The 22,819-nt window shown below is 71.8% G+C and carries 24 protein-coding genes and 2 pseudogenes; 12 read left to right on the top strand and 14 right to left on the bottom strand.

What is annotated here, in order from left to right:
* Together SSOG_RS06350 and SSOG_RS06345 are read right to left on the bottom strand one after the other, a co-directional pair.
* The coding region (locus SSOG_RS06350; protein ID WP_154686085.1) for an ABC transporter permease at positions 1-1,166 on the bottom strand (1,166 nt) is incomplete at its 3' end.
* Positions 1,163-1,873, bottom strand: coding sequence for an ABC transporter ATP-binding protein (locus SSOG_RS06345; RefSeq protein WP_009713386.1), 711 nt, complete (start codon positions 1,871-1,873; stop codon positions 1,163-1,165). The genes SSOG_RS06345 and SSOG_RS06350, both read right to left, overlap by 4 nt.
* Positions 1,874-2,100: 227 nt before the next feature.
* Between SSOG_RS06345 and SSOG_RS06340 the strand changes: the two genes are divergently transcribed.
* On the top strand, positions 2,101-3,384 hold the full coding sequence (locus tag SSOG_RS06340; RefSeq protein ID WP_208867504.1) for a sensor histidine kinase: 1,284 nt from the start codon (positions 2,101-2,103) through the stop codon (positions 3,382-3,384).
* Positions 3,381-4,085, top strand: a complete 705-nt coding sequence (locus SSOG_RS06335; RefSeq protein ID WP_039936711.1) for a response regulator — start codon at positions 3,381-3,383, stop codon at positions 4,083-4,085. The genes SSOG_RS06340 and SSOG_RS06335 overlap by 4 nt, the downstream gene beginning before the upstream one ends.
* Before the next feature lie 196 nt (positions 4,086-4,281).
* Here SSOG_RS06335 and SSOG_RS06330 read toward each other — a convergent pair whose 3' ends face one another.
* Positions 4,282-5,091, bottom strand: coding sequence for a TetR/AcrR family transcriptional regulator (locus SSOG_RS06330; RefSeq protein ID WP_245606231.1), 810 nt, complete (start codon positions 5,089-5,091; stop codon positions 4,282-4,284).
* Between the two features lie 28 nt (positions 5,092-5,119).
* Here SSOG_RS06330 and SSOG_RS06325 point away from each other — a divergent pair, with 28 nt between their 5' ends.
* Positions 5,120-6,265 (top strand): FAD-dependent monooxygenase, encoded by a 1,146-nt coding sequence (locus SSOG_RS06325; protein ID WP_039936709.1) that lies wholly within the window; start codon positions 5,120-5,122, stop codon positions 6,263-6,265.
* 47 nt (positions 6,266-6,312) lie between these two features.
* Positions 6,313-7,797: an MFS transporter gene (locus SSOG_RS06320; protein WP_078510254.1), complete on the top strand. Its 1,485-nt coding sequence runs from the start codon at positions 6,313-6,315 to the stop codon at positions 7,795-7,797.
* Between the two features lie 353 nt (positions 7,798-8,150).
* Here the strand turns inward: SSOG_RS06320 and SSOG_RS06315 are convergent, their stop codons facing one another.
* Positions 8,151-9,002 (bottom strand): class I SAM-dependent methyltransferase, encoded by an 852-nt coding sequence (locus SSOG_RS06315; protein ID WP_009713379.1) that lies wholly within the window; start codon positions 9,000-9,002, stop codon positions 8,151-8,153.
* A 67-nt stretch (positions 9,003-9,069) separates the two neighbouring features.
* Between SSOG_RS06315 and SSOG_RS54745 the strand changes: the two are divergent.
* A pseudogene (locus tag SSOG_RS54745) lies at positions 9,070-9,446 on the top strand (GNAT family N-acetyltransferase).
* 242 nt (positions 9,447-9,688) lie between these two features.
* Entirely contained in the window at positions 9,689-10,117 is a 429-nt protein-coding gene (locus tag SSOG_RS06310) for a hypothetical protein (RefSeq protein ID WP_009713377.1), read from the top strand.
* Positions 10,118-10,189: 72 nt separating this feature from the next.
* On the opposite strand, the gene SSOG_RS50885 is transcribed toward SSOG_RS06310, so the two are convergent.
* On the bottom strand, positions 10,190-10,348 hold the full coding sequence (locus SSOG_RS50885) for a hypothetical protein (protein ID WP_208867332.1): 159 nt from the start codon (positions 10,346-10,348) through the stop codon (positions 10,190-10,192).
* A gap of 428 nt (positions 10,349-10,776) precedes the next feature.
* Between SSOG_RS50885 and SSOG_RS06300 the strand changes: the two genes are divergently transcribed.
* Positions 10,777-11,136 (top strand): ArsR/SmtB family transcription factor, encoded by a 360-nt coding sequence (locus SSOG_RS06300; RefSeq protein WP_009713375.1) that lies wholly within the window; start codon positions 10,777-10,779, stop codon positions 11,134-11,136.
* A gap of 116 nt (positions 11,137-11,252) precedes the next feature.
* Here SSOG_RS06300 and SSOG_RS06295 read toward each other — a convergent pair whose 3' ends face one another.
* The 7 genes from SSOG_RS06295 to SSOG_RS06265 all read right to left on the bottom strand — a co-directional run bounded on the left by SSOG_RS06295 (position 11,253) and on the right by SSOG_RS06265 (position 17,987).
* The gene (locus SSOG_RS06295) at positions 11,253-12,185 is read right to left on the bottom strand and encodes an oligopeptide/dipeptide ABC transporter ATP-binding protein (protein ID WP_039936707.1); all 933 of its coding nucleotides are present in this window, start codon (positions 12,183-12,185) and stop codon (positions 11,253-11,255) included.
* Between the two features lie 216 nt (positions 12,186-12,401).
* On the bottom strand, positions 12,402-13,358 hold the full coding sequence (locus tag SSOG_RS06290) for a cation diffusion facilitator family transporter (protein ID WP_342634412.1): 957 nt from the start codon (positions 13,356-13,358) through the stop codon (positions 12,402-12,404).
* A 415-nt stretch (positions 13,359-13,773) separates the two neighbouring features.
* The gene (locus tag SSOG_RS06285; protein WP_009713372.1) at positions 13,774-14,739 is read right to left on the bottom strand and encodes a pirin family protein; all 966 of its coding nucleotides are present in this window, start codon (positions 14,737-14,739) and stop codon (positions 13,774-13,776) included.
* Positions 14,736-15,419, bottom strand: a complete 684-nt coding sequence (locus SSOG_RS06280; protein WP_009713371.1) for a phosphatase PAP2 family protein — start codon at positions 15,417-15,419, stop codon at positions 14,736-14,738. Before SSOG_RS06280 ends, SSOG_RS06285 begins: the two co-directional genes overlap by 4 nt.
* A 148-nt stretch (positions 15,420-15,567) precedes the next feature.
* Positions 15,568-16,503, bottom strand: a complete 936-nt coding sequence (locus SSOG_RS06275; RefSeq protein WP_009713370.1) for a M56 family metallopeptidase — start codon at positions 16,501-16,503, stop codon at positions 15,568-15,570.
* A gap of 161 nt (positions 16,504-16,664) precedes the next feature.
* The gene (locus SSOG_RS06270; protein WP_009713369.1) at positions 16,665-17,267 is read right to left on the bottom strand and encodes a DUF5134 domain-containing protein; all 603 of its coding nucleotides are present in this window, start codon (positions 17,265-17,267) and stop codon (positions 16,665-16,667) included.
* A 132-nt stretch (positions 17,268-17,399) separates the two neighbouring features.
* Positions 17,400-17,987 carry a helix-turn-helix domain-containing protein gene (locus tag SSOG_RS06265; protein WP_009713368.1) on the bottom strand — a complete coding sequence of 196 codons (588 nt, stop codon included), beginning with the start codon at positions 17,985-17,987 and terminating at the stop codon, positions 17,400-17,402.
* Between the two features lie 66 nt (positions 17,988-18,053).
* Here SSOG_RS06265 and SSOG_RS06260 point away from each other — a divergent pair, with 66 nt between their 5' ends.
* Together SSOG_RS06260 and SSOG_RS50250 are read left to right on the top strand one after the other, a co-directional pair.
* Positions 18,054-18,779, top strand: coding sequence for an AzlC family ABC transporter permease (locus tag SSOG_RS06260; RefSeq protein WP_009713367.1), 726 nt, complete (start codon positions 18,054-18,056; stop codon positions 18,777-18,779).
* The gene (locus SSOG_RS50250; protein ID WP_009713366.1) at positions 18,764-19,087 is read left to right on the top strand and encodes an AzlD domain-containing protein; all 324 of its coding nucleotides are present in this window, start codon (positions 18,764-18,766) and stop codon (positions 19,085-19,087) included. Before SSOG_RS06260 ends, SSOG_RS50250 begins: the two co-directional genes overlap by 16 nt.
* A 27-nt stretch (positions 19,088-19,114) precedes the next feature.
* Here the strand turns inward: SSOG_RS50250 and SSOG_RS06250 are convergent, their stop codons facing one another.
* Positions 19,115-19,501 carry a VOC family protein gene (locus tag SSOG_RS06250; RefSeq protein ID WP_009713365.1) on the bottom strand — a complete coding sequence of 129 codons (387 nt, stop codon included), beginning with the start codon at positions 19,499-19,501 and terminating at the stop codon, positions 19,115-19,117.
* 79 nt (positions 19,502-19,580) lie between these two features.
* Here SSOG_RS06250 and SSOG_RS06245 point away from each other — a divergent pair, with 79 nt between their 5' ends.
* On the top strand, positions 19,581-20,129 hold the full coding sequence (locus SSOG_RS06245; RefSeq protein ID WP_009713364.1) for a GNAT family N-acetyltransferase: 549 nt from the start codon (positions 19,581-19,583) through the stop codon (positions 20,127-20,129).
* Positions 20,130-20,153: 24 nt separating this feature from the next.
* Here SSOG_RS06245 and SSOG_RS06240 read toward each other — a convergent pair whose 3' ends face one another.
* The gene (locus SSOG_RS06240) at positions 20,154-20,837 is read right to left on the bottom strand and encodes a glycerophosphodiester phosphodiesterase (protein ID WP_009713363.1); all 684 of its coding nucleotides are present in this window, start codon (positions 20,835-20,837) and stop codon (positions 20,154-20,156) included.
* A gap of 262 nt (positions 20,838-21,099) precedes the next feature.
* Between SSOG_RS06240 and SSOG_RS06235 the strand changes: the two genes are divergently transcribed.
* The gene (locus tag SSOG_RS06235) at positions 21,100-22,500 is read left to right on the top strand and encodes a DUF6421 family protein (RefSeq protein ID WP_009713362.1); all 1,401 of its coding nucleotides are present in this window, start codon (positions 21,100-21,102) and stop codon (positions 22,498-22,500) included.
* 89 nt (positions 22,501-22,589) lie between these two features.
* Positions 22,590-22,819 (top strand): annotated as a pseudogene (locus SSOG_RS55700) (short-chain dehydrogenase); the annotation flags it as partial.

Below are 22,819 nucleotides of genomic sequence, written 5' to 3'. Positions count from 1 at the left end.
CGCCCTGCCGAAGCGGTACGCCCGACGGCGAGCGCGTCGACCGTACGCAGCCGACCGGCCCGCCAGGCACTCGCCCACGCGGTCACCGCCACCAGGCCGAGCACCCCGGCGATCACCGCCAGGTCGACCCAGGGGGCGATGCTCAGGGACGAGGTGCCGTACACCTCCCCGGCCTCGGCCAGTACAGGGACGGCGAGCAGGTGCCCGGCGAGGACACCGAGGGCCGTGCCGGCGGCGGCCGGGATCAGCGCCTGGACCACGTAGGCCCGTACGACCTGGGCCGGGGTGAAGCCGACGGCCTTGAGGATGCCGATGCGGCGCGTTCCTGTGCCCACGGCCGACGCGACGACGTTGCCGACGATGAGCACCGACATGACCAGGCCCAGGGCGCCGAACGCGATGAGGAACGGGACGTAGACGGCGGTGTCGCGCTCGGCGCTCTTCTTGACGGTGAGCCAGGACTGTTCGCCGACGGCCGCTCCCGGCGGCAGGGATCGCGTCACGGCCTTGCCGCCCGCGGTGATCTGCGCGGCGGTGCCCGCGTCGGTGAAGCGGTAGAGCATCTGGTAGCCGCCGCTGCCGGGCGCGGTGAGCGCCGCCATCTGGGACGGAACCACCCAGGCGTCGGCGGTCCGCGTGACCGAGCGGGCCACACCGACCACCGTCAGCGTCGGACGGCCGGGCAGATGGGGGAAGGCGAGCTTCATGCCCATGGCCGGGAAGAGCGAGGAGTTTGCGGACAGCACGACCTCGCCGGAGCGCGTGGGCCACCGCCCGTCGAGCAGCGCCACCTCGTCCACGTCCCGGCCGGGATCGCCCCGGCCGACCACGGTCATCGGCCCGGCCCCGGGGGCGCCGGGGCCCGCCCCGTCCGATCGCGGGGTGACCGTCGCCGTACGGAACGGCCCGGCCGCCGCGCTCACCCCTTCGGCGACCCTGGACTTCGACAGCTGCCCGGCACTCGCCTTGCCCGCGTCGAACTGCACGGACAGATGCGCGCCGTGCTGCCCCGCGAAGGCATCGTCGAAGGGCGCGCCGGACACCACGAGCAGCGATCCGCCGAGTACGGAGGCGGCCACCGCCATCATCGTGGCGAGCCCGATCACCAGCGTCTGCACCCGGCGTCGGCCCACCCCCGAGCGCACCACCTTCCCGAGCGCGCTCATCGGACGGCCTCCGATCCGACGGCCTGCGACCGGACGACGTCTTCGGTGATCCGGCCGTCGGCGATCCGGACCGTACGGTTCGTGCAGGACCGGGCCAGAGCCAGGTCGTGGGTGACCACGACGATGGTCTGGCCCTCGGCGTTGAGGTCAGTGAGCAGCCTGCTGACGTCCTGTCCGGCGGCCGTGTCCAGGGCCCCGGTCGGCTCGTCGGCCAGGAGCAGCGGCGGCCGGTTCATCAACGCCCGGGCTACCGCGACGCGTTGCCGCTCGCCGCCGGACAGTCGCCCCGGGTAGGCGCGGGCATGCCGGTCAATGCCCAGCAGTTCCAGGAGTACCGCCGCCCGGCGGTCCGCCACGCCACGTGCCATACCCGCGAGGCGCGCGGGCAGGGCGACATTGTCGGCGACGGTCAGATCGTCGAGCAGGTTGAAGAACTGGAAGACCATGCCGATCTTCGACCGCCGGTAGAGCGCCAGTCCGGCCTCGCTCAGCCGGTCCACCCGCAACCCGTCCACGGTGACGGTCCCCGAATCGGGCCGGTCCAGACCCGCGATCAGATTGAGCAGCGTGGACTTGCCGCTGCCGGAAGGGCCGAGGATCGCGACGGCCTCGCCGCGCCGCACGGTCAGCGACGCCCCGTACAGAGCGGGCGGGCCGTCGTCGTAGCGGCGGCTCACCTCACGCAATTCGATCACCGGCATGGTCATGAAAGGCTCCTTGGGTACGGGAACTTGGCTGCGTGAACGCTAGGAGCGGACCCGGCCCGCACGCGTCGCCCGCCCGAACCCCTTGCGGTACCGCACTGGGATGAGCCCCGGAAACGTCATCCTTGCGATGTAGGCGGGTGATGTACCCGGTGCGGTGGGAACGACCTCCGGGACGGACGCCGCGGGGCCGCCGCGGCGGCGACAATGAACCGGTGACGGACCCGGTGATGGACGTACGTACGACGCTGGTGCGGCTGCGGGAAGCCGCCCGCCGGACGGTCCGCGACGCCGGGCTCCCGAGCGGTCCACCGCTGCGGCCCACCCGGCGCGCCTGGCAGTTCGATGCGCTGGTGGCGCTGGCACTCGGAATCGCCACCGTCTACTACGGCATCGACAACGTCGACAACGTCGTGCTGCGTGAGATCGCACCCGGCGTGGAGGCCGTCGTGGCGCGCCCGACCGGCCCCGGCGGCCTGGCCCTCATGGTGACCCTCGCGGTCATCGCCTCGGGCGCCCTGGCGCTGCGCCGCCGCTACCCGCTCGCCGTGCTGTGCGTCGTGACGGCCGCGACCCTGGCGACACCGCAGAGCGTCATGCGGCTGACCTTCTACGCGTTCGTCATCGCCGTCTACAGCGCCGCCGTGTACAGCCCGTACCGGGTGGCGACCCTGGCGGCGCTGCCGGTGTCGGTCGTCCTGGTCGGCACCTCGGGGAACTCGGTGACACCGATCGTCCCCAACGAATACATCGCCCTGCTGATCCTGGTCCCGATGGCCGTGGCCGCCGTCGGCCTGCGGACCTGGAAACTCCGCACCGACGAGGGCCGCACCCGGCTCTCCGCCCTGGAACGCGAACAGGCCGAGGCGCTGCGCCGCGCCGTCGAGCACGAGCGGGCCAGGATCGCCCGCGAACTGCACGACGTCGTCACGCACAACGTCAGCGTGATGATCATCCAGGCGGGCGCCGCCCGCAAGATCATGAAAACCTCCCCCGAGCAGGCCGGTGAGGCGCTGCTCGCCGTCGAGGCGGGCGGACGGGCGGCCATGACCGAACTGCGCCACGTCATGGGACTGCTCACCATGGCCGACGAGAACGAGGGGACGGACAGCGGTACCGACCTGGCCCCGCAACCCGGCCTGGACCAACTGGAAACGCTGGTCGGGCGGGTCCGGGACACCGGACTGCCCGTCGACCTGACCGTGACCGGCGCGCCCCGCCCCCTCCCGCCCGGCCTCGAACTCGCCGCCTACCGCGTGGTCCAGGAAGCCCTGACCAACACCGTGAAGCACGCCTCCGGCGCCACCGCCGCCGTGACCGTCGAATACGGCCCGCAGCGGCTCCGGGTGGAAGTCACCGACACCGGCGGCCACCCGGGCACGGGCACCGGAAGCGGCCGGGGCCTGATCGGCCTGCGCGAACGCCTCGCCGTCCACGACGGAACCCTGACCACCGGCGACCGCCTGACCGGCGGCTACCGCGTGGAGGCCCTGATCCCCTTGGAGACACCGTGACCGAGCCGCCGCGCGTGCTCCTCGCCGACGACCAGACCCTGGTCCGCACCGGATTCCGGATGATCCTCGGCGCCGACGGCATCGACGTCGTCGCCGAGGCGACCAACGGAACCGAAGCGGTCGAAGCGGTCCGCCGCACCCGTCCCGACGTGGTCCTGATGGACATCCGGATGCCCGAGATGGACGGCCTGGAGGCCACCCGCCGCATCCTCACCGGCGCCCCCGCCGCCAACGCGCCCCGCGTCATCATCCTGACCACCTTCGACCTCGACCGGTACGTCTACGCGGCCCTGTCCGCCGGGGCCAGCGGCTTCCTCCTCAAGGACGTCACCCCCGAACAACTCACCGCGGCCGTCCGCACGGTCCGCACCGGCGACGCCCTCCTCGCCCCCGCCATCACCCGCCGCCTCGTGCAGCGGTTCACCCAGCGCGGCAGCGATACCGCCACCCTCCACCGCGACCTCGCCTCGCTCACCCCGCGCGAACTGGAGGTCCTCGGCCTGCTGGCCCGAGGCCTGAGCAACGCCGAACTCGCCACCCGCCTCTACCTGGCCGAGGCGACCGTCAAAACCCACGTCGCCCGCATCCTCGCCAAACTCGGCCTCCGCGACCGCGTCCAGGCCGTCATCGCCGCCTACGAAACAGGACTGGTCAGCGCGGGCGCACCCGAGACCGCCCAGCAACCCACCGAGCAGCCGTAGACCGCGCCGCCTAGCGATGGTGTAGCCGTCGACGCCGTCACCGGGCTGGCCGGGCGGCTCACCCCCGTACCCCGGTGGGACGTCGCCCCCGAGGCGGTGGACGTCCTCATCTCGGCACAAGCCCGACCGTCGACCACACGCCCTCGATGTCGGTTCAGGCCCTGTGCGTAGGTGGGCAGCTGGACACCGTGAGCCGTCAGGCGTGCGGTGCCGTGGCCCGGATGCCGGCGAGCACCACGCCGACGATGCGCTCCGCGTCCGCGCGGGTGAACGGGCGCATGCCGCGGTTGACGATGAGGTGCACCGGGCCGGAGATCATCTCGCCGAGGAAGGAGCTGTCGACCGGGGGGAGTTCGCCCCGTTCGACGGCGGTGTCCACCCGTCGCTGCATGGCGGCCACGCGCTGGTCGAGGATCTTGGTCAGCGCCTCGACGGTGGCGCTTTGGCGGGCGGGCTGGATGGCCTGTTCGAGCGTCCGGCCGAACGGCGTTTCCATGCCACCGGCGAGCGCCAGCAGGAAGTCCACCAGGTCCCGGTGGATGTCGCCGGTGTCGGCGACCGAGGCGAGATCCTCGGCGTAGCGCAGCAGGGCCTCGACCACCAGCTCCTCGCGGTCGGGCCAGTTGCGGTAGACGCTGGTCTTGTGCACGCCGGCGAACTCGGCGACCTCCTCGTAGCGGAAGCCCGCGATGCCGTCGCGCGCCACGAGCTCGACGGTCGCGGCGAGGATCTGCGCTCTCACCCGCGCGTTGCGGCCACCTGGGCGCCGTGCGGGCTGCCGGTCGGTCCCATTGGCCATCGCCGCGCTCACCTCCTGTCTCTGCTCGGGTGCCGATTGTCGCCAGGTGCGGCGTTGCGGTGCAAGCCGGTGCTGAGTAAGCTCGCTAAAAGCGACAGCTTGTTTCTTTAACGGTTGGATTGCCGCGGCAGCGGCCTGCCCGCCGACCGCACCGCTCTGCCGCTTCGCCTGCCTGACCGGCGAGCGGCGGCCGATCCGATCGCACACCCACCTCAGCGAAACCTGGAGCGCACACGTGAACATCCTTGTCTCCGGCGCCGGTATCGCCGGGCTCGCCTTAGCACGTGAGCTCGGCACCCGCGGCCACGACGTCACCGTTGTCGAGTACGGCCGTCACCTCCGGCTCACCGGCACACCCATCGACATCCGCGGTGACGCGATCGAGGCCGTGGACAGGATGGGACTGCTCGCGAAGATCCAGAAGCAACGGGTCCGGATGTCCGAACTCACCCAGTTCGTCGACAGCGAGGGCGAGCCGGTGGCCCGGATCCCGATGGCGGAGGTCAGCGACTCCGACGACGACATCGAACTCCTCCGCGAGGATCTCGTGCGCATCCTCGCCGACGCGCTCCCGGACACCGCGGCGATCCGCTTCGACGACTCGATCGAGACACTGACCGACGACGGCGACGACGGCGACGACGGCGGCATCGACGGCGGAGGCGTCGACGTGCGTTTCGCATCGGGCCGCACCGGGCGGTACGACCTGGTGCTCGGTGCCGACGGCCAGCACTCCGCGGTACGAAGACTGGTGTTCGGGCCGGAGAAGGACTACCTCCGGCACCTCGGTGTCTACTTCGCCCTCGCCGACCACCCCGACGAGGCGCGATCCGAGGGCGCCAACTCGATATACAACGTCCCCAGCCGGATGGCGGGCCTCTTCCGGTACAACGGCAAGGCCGTCGCGGTCTTCCAGTTCCGCTCGGAACCGATCGACTACGACCACCACGACCTGGACGCCCAGAAGAAGATCCTCATCGACGCCTTCGCGGGCCACCGGTCGTGGCGGATCCCGGAGTTGCTCGATGCGGCCCTCGCCGATCCTGCTTTCTTCTTCACCTCCGCGAGCCAGATCCACCTGCCGTCCTGGCACCGCGGCCGCGTCGCCCTCGTCGGGGACGCCGGGTACTGCCCGGCCTTCCTGTCCGGCCGGGGCACCTCACTCGCGCTCACCGGCGCCCGCTTTCTCGCCGAAGAGCTTCAGCGGTGCGGCAATGACCACACCGCCGCCTTCGCACGGTACGAGGCCCGGCAGCGCCCCTACGTCACATTCGCCCAGGACCGCGTCTACAGCGGTCGCGACCGCATGCTGCCGACCACCTGGGATGCCATTGCCGCCCGTAACAAGGCGCTGCAAGCCACCGGCCCCGGCGCGCCCTGAACCCGGTGCCAGGTCCCTTACCCTCAACGCGCTGGAGAGAATGCACAGTGAAAGACACGCTGGAAAAACCCGCCCCCCACGCCCAAGAGCACCGCTGGAGCAAGCGGCTCATCCTCTGGGCGGCCGTTCTCACCCTCGCCAACGTCCTGGCGGACGTGGTCATCGGCTCGCCCATGATGGTCCTGCCCCAGTTACTGGAGCATTTCGACACCGACCAGGCCGCGTGGCTGAACGCAAGCGCGATGCTGGCCGGGGCCATCTGGTCGCCGCTGCTCGCGAAGAGTTCCGACATCTTCGGCAAGCGCCGGATGCTCATCGGCACGCTGCTCCTCGCGTGCGCGGGAGCGCTGGTCTGCCTCGTTGCCCCCAACGTCTGGATTTTCCTGGTGGGGCGCTTCCTCCAAGGCGCCGCCTTCGCCGCGGTCTTCCTCACGGTGGCCCTCGCACGCCAGATCTGCACCCCGGGTGTGGCGATGGCCTTGGTCGGGCTCGTGACGTCCGGTTCGTCGGTCGTCGGCATCATCGAGCCGTTCCTGATGCAGCCGGTCATCGATGTGTTCGGCTACCGGAGTGTGTTCATCGTGGCGGCGCTGCTCGCCGCGGTGGCCGCGCTCTGCGTGCGTTCCTTCATCCCGGAGTCACCGATCCGCACTACCGGCCGGATCGACGTGAGCGGGGCGCTCCTGCTCGGCGGCGGCCTCGGCGCGGTGCTCGCCTACACCAGCCTCGGGAGCGACTTCGGATGGCTGTCCGGGGGGATGATCGCGCTACTGGCGGCCGGTGCCGCCGCGTTGGCCGGTTGGGCGTCCCTCGCGCTGCGGGTCGACGAACCCATCATCGACATCCGGGCCCTCAGCCGCCCGATCCTGCTGACGCTGCTGGCCCTCGTACTGGCAGCAGGCTCCTTCCGGAGCATGCTGCAACTGACGGGCATCATCGCCCAGGTGCCCGCCGACCTGGGGCTCGGTTACGGGCTGGGCGACGGAGAGGCGGTCGCAGTGCTGCTCGCCACGCCCAACCTCGGCATCGTCATCGGCGGCACGTGCGCCGGATGGATCGCGGGGCGGTTCGGTCCCGCACTGCCCCTACTCGGCGGCATCGCCCTCGGGATAGTGGCGACCTTCGCGATGCTGGCGGGCGTATCAGCGCTCCCGCTGGCGATCGCTTGCGGCGCCCTGCTCGGCATGGCCGCCGGCGCGATCGGCGCCTCCGGCTACAACCTGGCGACCAGCCTCGAAGCGCCCGAGCGGCAGGGCACGATCGCCGGTCTGGTGTCGGTCGTGCTCGCCCTCGGCTCGGTCGTCTTCAACATCGCCGGGGGCGAGGTGCTCAAAGCGACCCTCATTCCCGACACCTTTGCCGACGGTGCCCCGGTGAGCACGGCGACCGGCGTGTACGTCTACGTCGCGATGGCGGGAGCGCTCTTCGTCCTCGCCGCGGTGCCCGCGATCATGCTGGCCCGCAACAGGTCTGCCGCGCCGATCGCGCCCGGGGCACCGCAGCGTCCGGGTTCGCGTACGGTCGGCCGGTAGCAGTTGACAGCTGATAGCGCATCGCGTCGGCCCCCGGGGCGCCGGTGTCGACGGACCCGAACTCGCCCACCCACACATACAGGCCGCGCTCCACGACGTTCTCCCAGGACTCCCCGAACATGCGGAAGTCCTGGGAGCACCGGTTTCCTTCGAGGAGTCCACGCCGACCACGCGGCGCTCAAGACCGACCGACACCAGCGTCGACCGCAGCCGCTCGGTCCGCCGCCCGAACCCGCGGGTGAGAGCGGGTACTTGCTCGGCGAAGCTCATGCGCTCGCAGGATTCCTCCTCGCAGACGAACCTCCGCACCCGCAACGACACCACGACGAACTCTACGGAACCGGGAGGCGGCTCTACCGGCGGACCGCCGAGATCAGTCCGCCGGGCCGCTCCTCGCGCTGCGGCGGGGTGCTGATCGGGCGGCCGTAGGCGGCAGCGCGCTCGCGCAGGGTGTGGCTGTCGGCCTCCCAGCCGTGCCCGGCCAGCCAGCCCACCGGGTCGTCGGGCATCTCCGAGACCCACATGGACGCCGCCGATCCCGGCGCGGCGTCCGCGCCGAAGCGCTCGAGCACGCCGCGCGAGCCCAATGTCAGCCCCAGCCGACTGCCTGCCGCCGACTGCGCGCTGATCCGGGCCAGCAGTAGCTCCACCGCCTCCTCGGGCAGATAGATCAGCAGTCCTTCGGCGATCCACGCGGTCGGCACGGCCGGGTCGTGCCCCGCGGCGGCCAGCGCGCCTGGCCAGTCCTCACGCAGATCCACCGCGACGGTGGTCCGCTCGCAGCGTGCGACGGCCCGCTCCTGGCGCAGCACCGAAGCCTTGAAGTCCAGTGGCGCGGCGGTGTCGACCTCGAACAGCCGGGTGCCCTCGGGCCAGTCCATCCGGAAGGCCCGGCTGTCCATGCCGGCGCCGAGCAGCACGACCTGCCGGACCCCGGACGCGGAGGCCTGCTGCAACAGGTCGTCGAGGAACTTCGTCCTGATGACGATGGAGAACGACACGGCCAGCCGACGGCGTCGCGCGGCCTCGTCATCCGGCAGCGGCGGCGAGGAGGGCCACAGGCCGCCGGCGGTGGCGAAGGCCTGTGCCAGCGGGTCACGGAACAGCGCGTTCTCCCGCTCGGTCTCCAGCGCCCGCACCCTGGCCACCCCCACCGCCGTGGCCCACACGCCCGACGGCTGCACCCGCTCCTGCTCATCAGTCACCGCGCCAGCCTAGATGGTCGATCCCACGAGTCTTGATCGCTGCCGAGGCTGCTGATTGGCTGACGGCATGACCGACCTCGGCCCTGTCGCCTGGCCGCCTGCCCCGATCAGGACCGAGAGGCTCGTGCTCCGTGAGCCCGAGGCCCGGGACCGTGCGGCGGTCATCGAGCTGCTGGCCTCGCCAGAGGTGGGCACCTACCTCGGTGGCCCTCGACCGCGTGATGAACTCGAGCGCGCGATGCCAGGGGCACCACCTTCGGCAGGCTGCCGGGAAGGCCGAACTCGGCTACCTGTTCCTGCCGGAGGCATGGCGATACGGATACGCCGCCGAGGCGTACCATGCGCCTCGCGGCCAAGCTGGGGTTCACCGAGGTAGAGCGGTACGAGGCCTACGGCGCCGAGCAGTGGTTCGGCATGTGGTCCTCGGTCACGCCGTCCGATTGAGCTCGTGCTCGACATCCCTGCTCTCCGGGCTCGCGGCCACGGGTAACGAGGACAAGGTGCGCGCGGCGAGCTGAGGTCCGCGGCAACTTCGCCCTCCAGCAGGCCACCCCCTTACCCGCGGGGTAATCGACCGTCCGCGCGGGCGGCGGCAAGGTGAGGGCCATCGGGTTCCCGAGCCGGCGTACTCCGGCTCGGGGCCCGGTCGTGACCAGCGCCCATTCCCTTGACGGAGGTTGATTGCCATGTCCGCAACGCACTTGGGCGGTACCGCACCCGCTGATGCCCACGCCGCTCGCCTCTGGCTGCGCCGCTTCCTGGCCCTCGATGCCGCCGTCACCGGTGCCAACGGCCTTGCCTACCTGGCCGCTTCCGGGCCCCTCGGTGGCCTGCTCGGCGTCGACCGGGTGCTGCTCGTCTGCGCGGGAGCCTTCCTGCTGGTGTACGCGGCGGGCGTCGGCTTCCTCGCGTCCCGGGAGCACCCGCCGGTCCTCGCGGTGCGGGGTGTCGTGGAGGCGAACGTGGCGTGGGCCGTGCTCAGCATCGCGGCGCTCGCGCTGTGGCTGTCGCCGTCCACCGCCGGGGCCGTGTGGATACCGCTCCAGGCCGCCGTGGTCGCGGGCTTCGCGTCGCTTCAATACGGCGCGCTGCGAGCCTCCCGCGTACGCGGCTGAGCTGCGCCGCCCACGGTGTGAAGCGGCCAGCAGCTCATGAGGGCGCGGGTCGCCTTTCGGTGAAAGTACAGGTCAGCGTCTGCGTCCCCGTGGTTTGAACGGAGGGCCGTCGTAGCCGTGGACGGTGCCGAAGCGGCGGCCCGCCGCCGGGTCCTCTCGGGCCTGGGTGATGTCGTCGTGGGTGTCCGCACCGACGGCCCCAGCGTTGCCCGTCCCGGGAACGCTCGTCATCTCCGACGGACGCGCAGGGAACGCCCCTCCCGCACTGCGGACAGACAGGAACGCCTCCGCCTCGTCGTACGCCACCCCGGCGGCCTCCACGCTTCCCGGTCACGGACCGCCAGAGGAATCCCGTCGAGGTCGGCGACCACGATCCCCTCCCAGCCCACCGGCCGGTGCGCTTGCCGTCGTAGGTCTGCGGCGTCTTGAACGTCGGCCTCCCCGCGTCCGTCACCACGGTCACGCACCGTGTCGGCGACCAGCACACCGCGTCCGCACGGTGGGGCAGGACCGCCATGAACACGGCGACACCGGCGTGGACGGCCGACATCGCGGGCGTATCGTGCAGCGAGCGGTGCAGCCTCGCAGCGCACCAAGTAAACGCCGATAGCCGGAAACTCCGGCCGCCGCCTCGCGGGGGCGCGCTCTAGGATAGGTGCATGTCGGTGAGCGATGAATTCCCAACTGCGACGAAAACGCATACGCATCCCAGCGGCGCGGCGCAGTTCGCCACGGCTGCCAATGTCTTCTCCTTGCTCTCCGACCCGACCCGGCTGCATCTGGTCTGGTCCCTCGCCCGAGGCGAGGCCGACGTGAACACGCTCACGGAAGCGAGCGGGGCGGCCCGCCCGGCGGTGAGCCAGCACCTGGCCAAGCTGCGGCTCGCCGGGCTGGTCGACGTCCGCAAAGAGGGCCGTCGCTCGGTCTACTCACTGCACGACGGCCACCTGCGCCGCTTGGTCACCGAGGCCGTCAACCATGCCGATCACATGGTTTCCGGAGCCCCGCCCCATGACTGAGGTAGGGAGGGCCGTCACGCACCGTGGCGGACAGCGATGATCTTCGGCTCGGTCATGGCTGCCACTGCATAACTCGGCTGTCGTCGTCGGAACGCTCTCTTCGTCGTTACGGTGCGTTACGCGCTCGGGTAGTGGCACGCGACGGTGCGCCCCGGCGGGATGGCGTCCAGCGCGGGCGCCTCGGCACGGCACCGGTCGCGGGCCTTGGGGCAGCGTGGGTGGAAGCGGCATCCGGAGGGTGGGTCCACCGGGCTGGGCGGCTCACCGCGCGGGGCACCGAGGCCGGTCTCGGCGCCGGGCGCCTCCGGCAGTGAGGCCGTCAGCAGAGCCTGGGTATAGGGATGCGCGGGGCGTTCGAACAGGTCCTCCCGGGAGGCGACCTCGACGCTCTCTCCGAGGTACATGACCGCGACCCGGTCGCAGACGTGGCGGACGACGTGCACCGAGGCGTCGAGGGCCGAGGTGGGCTCGTCGCAGATCAGCAGGCGGGGGCGGAGCAGCAGGGCACGTGCCACGACGACGCGTTGGAGCTGGCCGCCGGAGCATTCGCCGGGGCGCCGGTCGAGGAACGAGGCGTCGAGCCCCACTTGGCCGAGTACCTGGAGGATGCGCTCGTGACGCTCCTCCCGGGGGCCGAGGCAGTGCTGGGCCAGCGGTGCGTCGAGGCTGGTGCCCCGGCGCATCCGGGGGTCCAGCGCGGCGAACGGATCCTGGAAGACCCGTTGCATCGAACGGCGCAGGGCCTTGCGGCCACGGCCCTTGGTACCGGCGACGTCGATCCCGTCGAACAGCACCCGTCCGGAGTCGATCGGCGTCAGCCCGAGCATGGCCCTGGCCAGGGTGCTCTTGCCGCAGCCCGACTCGCCCACCAGTCCCAGCACCTCGCCGGGCGCGATGGTGAACGAGATGTGTTCGACGGAGTGGACGCGTTGCTTGCGGCCGAACGCCCCGCCCTTCAGCGGGAAGTGCTTGACCAGGTCCTCGACGGTGACGAGCGGGGGCCGCGCCGTGGGGTGAGGCGCGCATTCCGCCGCCGCGGGCGCGGTCATACGCCCACCGCCTCGCCGACGGCGGGCTCGGTGCCGGGCCGGGACGCCCAACAGCGGTGCGGCATCCGTGGTCCAGGCTGCGGGACTGGGTCGCGCTGCCCGGAATGGAGAAGAACCGGCCCTCCTCCGACTGCAACAACGACGCCTTCAGCAGGGCCGCTGGATGTTCGGGGGCCGAGCCGGTCCCGGCCGCTCCGGCCGGGACCGGGCACGGGCTCAGGTCATATGGCGCACCAGCTTGAGATGCGGGTCGTCCGCGTCCGGGCCGAGGGCCGGGTCGGTGTGCACCATGGCGGCGGTCAGCCGTGGCACGGCGTGCATCAGCGCATGCTCGACCTCGACCGCCACGGCATGCGACTCCTGCACGCTCAGGTCGCCGTCCACCTCGACCGTGGCCTCGGCACGCAGCTTGTGCCCGATCCACCGCATCCGCAGCTCCGTCACCTCAAGGACCCCGGGCACACCGCGCACCGCTTCCTCGCCCGTGTCGATGAGGGCCGGGTCGACGGAGTCCATGAGGCGGCGGAAGACCTCACGTGCCGCGTCCTTGAGGACGAGCAGGATCGCTCCCGTGATGAGCAGGCCGACGATGGGATCGGCCAGCCGCCAGCCGAGCGCGGCACCACCGGCGCCCGCCAGCACGGCCAGCGAGGTGAATCCGTCGGTGCGGGCGTGCAGGCCGTCGGCGACCAGCGCGGCCGAACCGATCTTGCGTCCTACGCCGATGCGGTAGCGGGCCACCCACTCATTGCCGATGAACCCGACGACCGCCGCGATGGCGACGATGCCCAGATGGGAGATGTCGCGCGGGTTCACCAGCCGCTCGATGGCCTGATAGGCCGCCACGGCCGCGGAAGCGGCGATGGTGAGGACGATGACGATGCCGGCCAGGTCCTCGGCGCGGCCGTATCCGTAGGTGAACTTGCGGTTCGCCGCCCGTCGGCCGAGGACGAACGCCACTCCGAGCGGCAGCGCGGTCATCGCGTCCGCGAAGTTGTGGATGGTGTCGCCGAGCAGTGCCACCGACCCGGAGAGGACGACGACGACCGTTTGGATCATCGCGGTGGCGCCCAGGATGGCGAGGGAGAGCCACAGGGCGCGCATGCCCTCGGCCGAGGACTCCATCGCGGAGTCGACCTTGTCCGCCGCTTCGTGCGAGTGCGGCTTCACTATGTGAGTGATCTGGTACTTCCACTGTGACCAGCGGCTTTGGTGGTGTCCGTGATCGTGGTCGTGGCCGTGCCCATGCCCGTGATCGTGTCCGTGGTCATGCTTGTGGCCGTGCTGGTGCCCGGGGGCATGAGCCGTCGCAGGGGGGTGGGGGTGCTCATGGGCATTCACGTAGGGCTCACCTTCCAGGTACGTCGCCGCGGAGGAGGGGTGCCGGGGCACCGTACTTTCATTATGTGCATACGAGTGCACCAATGCACCTGTTGGATCGCACAGAATGCACGCTGCGCCGCGGTGACGGACGCCGCCGAAGCGGCCCCGCGGAAGATGCGCTGCTGGCCGCACTGCTCGGCCACCTCTCCCTACGGCTGCGGATCGGAATGTTCCAGGCGCAGCTCGCCTTCAATGAAAGTGCAGGTCAGCGCATGCGCCCGCGCGGTTTCAGCGGCACTGGGGGGAGTTCGGGAGCGGGCAGTGGAGGGCCGTCATAGCCGTGGACCTCGCCGAAGCGGCGGCCCGCCGCCCAGTCCTCTCGGGCCTGGGTGATGTCGTCGTGGGAGCGGCCGATGAAGTTCCACCACATCACGATCTTCTCCTCGAACGGCTCTCCGCCCAGCAGCATGAACGCGCTGTCCACATCCGCCCGCAGGGGAAGCTCGCTGCGGCCGCAGCCCAGGTAGAGGAGTGAGCCGGGGGTCAGGCGGACGCCGTCGACCTCGGCTTCGCCGGACATGGTGAGGGCCGCGTATTCGTAGTCGGGGTGCACCGGCAGGCGGGTGTCGGTGCCTGCCGACAGGGTGATGTCGGCGCCCATCAGGGGAGTGAAGGTGGTGCCGGGAGAGGCCGCGCCGTCGAGGTCGCCGAGGATCACGGTGGCGCGCAGACCGCCGCCGGTGATCTGCGGCAGGTCGGCGTGGTGCTCCCAGGCGGGGGCCGTGTGGCGGTCGCCGTCGGGGAGGGCCACCCATAGCTGGGCGCCGTGCAGGAGCGGGGCGTGGGCGCGGGGGGACTCCTCGGAGTGCGCTATGGCCCGGCCCGAGGTCATCAGCCCCAACTCGCCGGGGCGCAGCGTCTGGAGGCTGCCGAGGCTGTCGCGGTGCAGCACCTCGCCGTCGTGGAGCCAGCTCACCGTCTGGAGTCCCATATGGGGGTGCGGAGGGATCTGCATGCCCGGCTCGTCGGCGATGTCATCCGGGCCGTAGTGATCGACGAAGCACCATGCGCCGATCATGCGCCGGCCCAGATTCGGCAGCAGGCGGCGCACCACGGTGGATTCGCCCAGCGGGACCTGCTTGGAGGTCAGCAGCTCGCGCACCGGCCGCGCGGTGACGTCGGCGCGGCCGCCGCATACGGTCGCCGTGGGCCGCAGATCGAGATTGCTCATGGACGAACTCTCCCATCAGAGGAGGATTTCCGCTCGGCCCTGTGGATAACGGGGTAGGTGGCGACCGCCCAGGCGACCAGCGCGGCGCCCAGCAGCCAGCCGCCGAGGATGTCGGTGGGCCAGTGGACGCCCAGGTACAGCCGGGTGAATCCGACGCCGAGCACGGAGACGGCGGCCACGGCGGTGGCCAGGCGCTGCCAGGGGGCGGGGGCGCCGTACAGCTTCAGCATCCACAGCAGCAGTCCGAAGGTGACGGTCGCGGTGAGGGCGTGGCCGGAGGGGAAGGCCGCGTAGTGCGCCGAGTCCACCGGGTTCGCCCAGTGGGGGCGGGGGCGGTCGAGGAGCGCCTTCACGCCCTGCTGGAGGGCGGTACCGGCGGCGGCCGTGGCGACGACCCACAGGGCGGGTGTCCGCTCGCGGCGCAGCAGCAGCCAGAGGACGATCACGGCCGTCATGGCGCGCATCGTCCACGGGTCCCAGATCCAGTCCGTCAGCACTCTGTTGGTCTGGGTCCAGCCGGGGTGGTCGAGCGCGATGCGGTGCAGCGGGACGACGACGTCCCGGTCCGCGCCCGTCAGCGGCCCCCAGCGGGCGGCGACGAGAGCGAGCAGCACGAGGGAGAGGACGCTGAGCACCGCGGCGATGCGGAGGGCGTGCGGGGGGCGGGTCTGCGGCTGCATGGGTCGATGATCGCCGACGCCGGGTGCGCGGGGCCAGCACGCAGGTGGGAGCCGTCCCGCGGGCGAGGGCGGCGCTCAGCCCGAGCACCCGCGAGCGTTCAGTCCGGCACCCGCAGCGCCTCAGCCCGGCACCGGCACCGGCAGTGCCTCAGCCCAGCACCCGCAGCGCCGGGACCAGGGTCACCAGCAGGGGGACGACGGGGACCAGCGCGGCCGCGGCGGTGAGTTGGAGGCGGCGTACGGGGGAGAAGCGCGCCGCGGGGGCCAGGAGGCGGTCCACCCGCTGGGGGACCTGCGCGAGTCCGCTGGGGCAGGGGCCGAACACGCCCCGGTCCTCGTTGAGTTCCACGAGTGCCAGCGCGGTCGTCGTCCGCCCGAACCGCCGTGACGCGGAGTCGTCGGCGGCCAGCTCGACCAGCCGGTGCACCTCGTCCTGGAACGCCGCGAACACCGGTACCTGCGGAAAGCCCCCGGCCAGCGCACCGGCGCAGTGCAGCAGCCAGTGGTGGCGGGCGCGCGCGTGGCCCTGCTCATGGGCGATGACGGCATCCAGCCGACGTCCCTTGAGGCGGCGCAGGGCCGCGGTCGTGATGACGAGCTGGGGCGTGGTGCCCGGCAGCCACCAGGCGTCGGGCTTGTCGCCCTCCAGGACCACGAGCCGCTCCCCGGCGGGCTCCTCGCCGGGCAAGACGGGGGAGCGGACGAGGAGTTCGGCGCGGTGCTGCCTGCGCCAGGCGCGGGCGCGGCCGATCTCGCGGGTGAGCATCAGCGCGGACCACACGGCGCCGAAGGCCAGGGCGAGGGCGACGGGTGCCGCCCAGGGGCCGTAGCCGGACAGCGCGTACGCCTCCACGACGCCGTTGGGCGCGGGCGCGAAGACGTTCCCGCGGACGGCCTCCGAGGCCGCCGCGGCGGTGAGTGCCATGGTGAGCGCGCAGCACAGCAGCACTCCTACGACGACGCATTGCCATACCCACAGTGCGAGTACGGGTTCGCGGTCGACCCATGTGGAACGGGACATCAGGCGCGGCGCCATTGCCGCCACCAGTGCGCCGAGGCCCATCAGCGCGAGCGGGACCATCATGGCCGTCACCCTATGGTCGGGGCGGTCGGCCCGGGTATGTCCGCGCGGGCGAAGTGACGTACGCCACGGTTTGCCCGGGCGGCATCACCCGGCGTGCCCGACGGGCGGGCGCCGTCACCCGGCGTACGCCCCGGCGGGCGCGCTCGGCGAATCAGGCGTGCTCAGAGCGTCAGCAGCATCACGAACATCCCTATCGCCATCGTGAGCCTGCACGCATGCCGCAGTTCCGGCCGCCGCGACCAGCCGACGTACGGCGCGCCCGCGCCCGCGGCCGTCACCGCGCCGTCCGTCATCGGCAGCAGCCGCAACCCGGATCGCACCGCGTAGACCGCGAAGTAGGCGAGGAGCGCGCCGGTGAGCACCGGTATGCCGCCCGCCGTGGCGTTCGATGCCATGTCACCGCCCGCCGCCATGGAGGCGTCATGGCCGTGGCCGCCCGGGGCACCCGGGCGGCCCGTCATCATCGCGAACGCCATGTACGCCATGGCCAACGCCCCTATGGCGTGGTGCAGATGGTGGTGCCCCACCGCCCGTACCGCCGCGACGCCGAACACCGCCGCGAAGGCGAGCGGGCCCCACGGCCGAGGGTCCAGGACGGCGGACGGTACGGCCATCGCCGCCATCCCCCACCCCATGAGCGCCTCGGCGCGCGCGACCCGGCGGCCCGGTCCCGGTGGCTCGCCGCGCGTCTGGAGCAGGCAGTACGTGCCGGTGGCGGCGCACAGCGCGACCAGCAGCCAGCCGATCAGCGGAGGTCCGTGCACGGCACACCTCCCGGTCCGGAACGCCGCGGACGTCTGCGGACGTATGCCGGGAGGCTGCCCGGGCGCGGACCGGACTACGGGAGCGCACGGGCGCAGCGAGGGAGCGCGTGGATACGCGGTGGACGCGGTGGGTCAGTTGTGCTCGGAGATGAGCACGGCTCGCGTCGACGGTTCGAGCGCCTCGAAGAGGTGCGGCAGGTCGCCCGGATAGGCGACATAGTCGCCGGGGCGCAGTTCCACTGGCTCGGCGGCGAGGCCGACCCGGGCTCGGCCCGAGGCCAGCAGGACGTGCTCCACCACGCCGGGCATATGCGGGTCGGAGGCGCGCACCGCGCCCGGTTCGGCGCTGAGGCGGTAGATGTCCCGGCGTGCGCCCGGCGGGCTGGCGGACAGCATGGCGGCCTGGTAGTCGGCCTGCGCGGAGGCGAGCGTCACCCCCTCGTCGGCCCTGATCACCTGGACGCGGGGGCGCGGCGGGTCGAGGAGCCGCGAGGGCGGTACGTCCAGGGTGACGCACAGCGCCCACAGGGTCTCCAGGCTCGGGTTCCCGTTGCCGGACTCCAGCTGGGAGAGCGTGGACTTCGCGACCCCGGCGCGTCGGGCCACCTCGGTGAGCGACAGCCCCGCCCGGCCGCGCTCGCGTCGCAGTACGGCCGCGATCGAGTCCATCGGAACCTTGGCCGAAGCGGCCGAAGCCGTCGCCGGTACTTCCTGTGCCATCCGTTCGCTCCAGACGGTGTGTGTTCGGTTTGACGAACGCAGCCTTCGGTGTTCACTATATCCGTCATGCATTCGATATGGAGAACACTCGATCGTGTGCTGCTGCGGGACATCGCGCTCGTCTGCCTCGCCGTCGGTGTCACCAGCCTGTCGTACGGGGCGATCGCCGTGGCGTCAGGTCTCCCGTTGTGGGTTCCGGCGGCGTTGAGCGTGCTGGTGCTCGCCGGTGCGTCGGAGTTCCTGTTCGTCGGGCTCATCGCCGCGGGTGGCAGCCCCATCGCGGCGGTGCTGGCCGGGCTGGTCGTCAACGCCCGCCATCTGCCGTTCGGGCTGGCCCTGCCCGATGTCCTCGGACGCGGCCGCCGCCGTCTCCTCGGCAGCCATCTGATGAACGACGAGAGCGTCGTCTTCGCGCTCGCCCAGGACGGCATCGCGCGGCAGCGCGCCGCCTACTGGGCCTGCGGCCTGGGCGTGCTCCTCTGCTGGCCGCTGGGCGCGGTGGCCGGGGGCCTGGTCGGCACGGTCATCGACGACACCGATCTGTTCGGGCTCGACGCGATGTTCCCGGCCATCCTGCTGGCCCTGGTCCTGCCCGCGCTGCGCGACCGGGACAAGCGGCTGGCGGTCCCGGTGGGCGCCGCCATCGCCCTGGCCACTACGCCCTTCCTGCCCGCCGGGGTGCCCGTCCTGCTCGCCCTGGCCGGGGTGGCGCTCGCCGCCGTACCGCACAGGACGAACGACCCCGACAAGACGAACGACCCCGAGAAGGAGCGCCCGTGCCCGGCTCCCTGACGCTGGCCGCCGCGATCCTCGCGCTCGCGGCCGGTACGTTCGCCCTCCGGTTCGCCGGGCCGCTGCTGCGCAGCCGGATCACGCTTCCGGCGCGGGCGGAGAAGCTGATGGAGACCTCCGCCATCGTCCTGCTGGCCGCAGTCGCGGCGACGACGGCGCTCACCGAGGGCCACGGCCCCGCCGGGATCGCCCGCCCCGCCGGGGTCGTGGTCGCCGGAGTCCTCGCCTGGCGCAAGGCGCCGTTCCTGGTGGTCGTCCTGGCCGCGGCCGTCACCGCCGCCGGGCTGCGCCTGCTCGGCGTGACCTAGAGGGCGCCCCAGCCACCGCGGGGCGCGTCAGGGGCGGTAGCGCAGGGGGTGGTCCTCGGGGACCTCCACGACCGCGATGCGCACGCCATCGGGGTCGGCGATCCACATCTCGACCAGCCCCCACGGCTCCTTCTTCGGCGGCCGCAGGATCTCCACGTCCCGGGCCGCCAGCTCCTCGTAGGCCGCCTCGGCGTCCGCGACCTGGAGCCACAGCTGGAGCCCGGGCGCGGGCGGGGTCTCGGAGCGGCCGGAGACCTCCAGGAAGCCACCGCCCAGGAAGTAGACCGTGCCGCGCTCGGGGCCGGTCCCGAACTCACGGTAGACCGCCAGGCCCAGCGCCTCGCCGTAGAAGGCCCGCGAGCGGTCGGGGTCCGTAGGCCGCAGCAGTGTGCGGCTGCTCAGTACGTGCACCATGTCCGCGACCCTACGCACCCCGCCCCGGGCGAAACGGGGCTAGGGTCTTCTTCTCGTCATCCGAGAGGACACCGCCGCCATGCACACCCCCGCCACGAACACCGCCGCGCTCACCTACCGCGGGGCCACCGAGGCCGACGTCGAGGCGCTGGTCGCGCTGATCGAGTCGGCGTACCGCGGGGACGCGAGCCGGGCCGGCTGGACGACGGAGGCGGACATCCTGGGCGGGCAGCGCACCGATCCCGAGGGCGTGACGGCCGTCGTACGGGGCGCGGACGGCCGGATGATGATCGTCGAGCGGGACGGCGAGCTGATCGCCTGCTGTCAGCTGGAGCGCCGCGGCGAACACGCCTACTTCGGCATGTTCGCCGTGCGGCCGGGGCTCCAGGGCGGCGGGCTCGGGAAGACGGTCCTCGCCGAGGCCGAGCGGTTCGCGGTGGCCGAGTGGGCGGTCCGTGAGATGCACATGACCGTGATCACCGCCCGCGAGGAGCTGATCGCCTGGTACGAGCGGCGCGGCTACGTCCGTACGGGACGGATGGCGCCCTTCCCGTACGGCGACGAGCGCTTCGGCGTGCCGCGCCGCCCTGACCTCGAGTTCGAGCTGCTGGTCAAGCCGCTGGGCTGAACCACATCAGGCCGACGGCGGCGGTCACGCCGTGTAGCGCACCGCCCGGCGGATCTCCGGGAAGTCGGTCGTGCCGCCGTCGAGGCCGAGCCCGCGGGCCAGCTTCAGATGGTCCGGGGTGTTCACCGTCCAGCCGATGACCTTGAGGTCGGCGGCGTGGGCGCGCTCCACCAGCTCCAGGGTGAGCCGGCGGATGTTGAGCACCAGCATCCCGGCGCCGACGGCGTGCGCCCGGTCGATGGCGTCGAGCCCGTAGCGGCTGGCCACCAGGGCGGTACGGGCGCTGGGCAGCAGGGTGCGGATCTCGGCGAGGGCCTCGTCGTGGAAGGAGATCACGTCGACCCGGCCGAGCAGATCGCGGCCGGTCAGCACATCGGCCAGGGCCCGCGCGGCGGCCACGTCCTTGATCTCGGCCTGGAGCGGTGCCTTCACCGCGTCCACGACCTCCTCGAAGACCGGGATCCGCTCGCCGTCCCCGGCGTCCAGTCCGCGCAGCTCGGCGAGGGTGAAGTCGCTGATGGGGCCCTTGCCGTCGGTCGTGCGGTCGACCTCGGCGTCGTGCATCACGACGAGTGCGCCGTCCTTGCTGAGGTGCAGGTCCAGTTCGATGACGTCCAGGCCCTCGTGCTCGGCCCGGACGAAGGAGCGCAGGGTGTTCTCCGGTTCGACGCCCATCACTCCGCGGTGTCCGATGGTGAGAAAGGTCAACGTGATCTCGCTCTTCTGTCGGGCTTTTCGTCGCTCTTCGACTGTGTGGAGGCACGGGCTCGCCGGACCGGCGCTCAGCCTAACGGCCGACTCCGGCAGCACCGCTCAAGCGCGGCCGTGGCATGGTCCGGGGCGGATGGGGCAGGAAAAACGGCGGCGAGGCGGTGGTGACGCAGGACGATTTCCGTTGCCTGGCCTTGAGCGGCGAGGTCATCCACGGATACGGTGTCTATACGGAAGGTTCTACGGTGAAGGAGTCGTCATGACGGAAATTCTTTCGTCCGTGATAGCGGACGGTGGCATTCTGCCTGCGGAGCGTGTGATCGAACACCCGTCCTGGCCATCCCTCAAAGGTGCTGTAGAAACGATTCGCCCCTGGCAGTCCAAGGACGGTTCCATCGACTTCGACGCCGAGGGGGCGCCACCGCGCCACCGCGCCCGCGACACCCTCGAAAGGGTGATCGCGGCCATCGAGGAGCTGGCCCCGCTGCTCCCGCACGACGCCGCGTACCACCGCGCGCTCGTCGGGGATCTGCGCCGCTGGGCCGACGACGGCTTCGGCGTCCCCGACTTCCTCGACTCGCTGCTCGCCTTCCAGCCCGCCCAGACGCGCGCCGACGGACTCCAGCACCTCGTCGTCTTCCCCATGTACACGCAGAACGGCAACCCGAACCGCAACCTGGAGGCGGTCGTCCTGCGTATGGTCTGGCCCGACTGGCTGGCCGAGCTGGAGCGCACCCGCTACGACAACCCGCTCTACCTCGGCCTCGCCTTCGAGGACTTCACCTCCGGCTACGACACCAACTCGGCGGTGCTCTTCCCGGAGACCATCGCCGTGCGCGAGGCCCCCGAGCGCTTCTCCTGGGGCGGCATCTTCTGCGACCGCGAGGCCGCCCGCTTCCGCCGGGTCAGCGAGGCCGCCGTCCGGGCGCTGGGCATCGAACTCCCCGACGACATCCGGGACATGCTCGCCGACCAGCGGCGCTGCCAGGAGGCGTTCGCCCTGTGGGACATGGTCCACGACCGCACCCACAGCCATGGCGACCTGCCGTTCGACCCCTTCATGATCAAGCAGCGCCAGCCGTTCTGGATGTACGGACTGGAGGAGCTGCGCTGCGACCTCACCGCCTTCAAGGAGGCCGTGAAGCTCGACGCGGAAGGGCTCGCCCAGGCCCGTGACGTCCAGTACGCCGTGATCTTCGACCGGATGTTCCGGTTCCCCGTCACCGGCGAGCGGGTCCGCAACTACGACGGGCTCGGCGGCCAGTTGCTGTTCGCCTATCTCCACCAGCACGACGTCGTACGCTGGACGGACAACACCCTGCACATCGACTGGTCGCGCGCCGCGCAGGTCACCAACCAGCTGTGCGGTGAGATCGAGAAGCTGTACCGGGACGGCATCGACCGGCCCAAGCTCGTCCACTGGTTCAAGGCGTACGAGCTGGTGTCGACCTATCTCGCCCCGCACCCCGGATCCGTCTGGGCCAAGGGCCCCGACGCGCTGGACCTGACCCAGCCGCCGCGCAAGCTGGTCGACGACGTGCTCCCCGACGAGTTTCCGCTGAGCATGTTCTACGAGGCGCTCGCCAAGAAGCTGCGGGACGTGGTCGCCTCGACCAAGGGCATCACGGCGGGCGACGACGACATACGAGCGGCGGCGTGAGCCGGAACGCGGCGGACCGCACGACGGCACCGACGACCCCACGGCACCGACGACCGCACCACGGCACCGACGATGAGGAGACAGCGAGCATGACCACACCGACGTCGAGCCCGAGCCCCAACGAGCCGGGCGGCGGGACGCCGCTGGACGGCGCCGTGGTGGCGGTGGCCGGCGCGGCGGGCCCGGCGGGCCGCGCCACGCTGCTCCGCCTCGCCGAGGCCGGGGCCACAGTCGTCGCCTCCGACTCCGACCCCGCGCGGCTGGCCGAGGCCGTCGACGCGGCGCGCTACGCCCACGGCGGCGCCCGGGTCACGGGGGA

Source organism: Streptomyces himastatinicus ATCC 53653 (genome assembly GCF_000158915.1).
Taxonomy (GTDB): Bacteria; Actinomycetota; Actinomycetes; order Streptomycetales; family Streptomycetaceae; genus Streptomyces; species Streptomyces himastatinicus.
The sequence above is the reverse complement of the archived record's forward strand: the minus strand, read 5'-3'. Positions and strand labels throughout refer to the sequence as shown.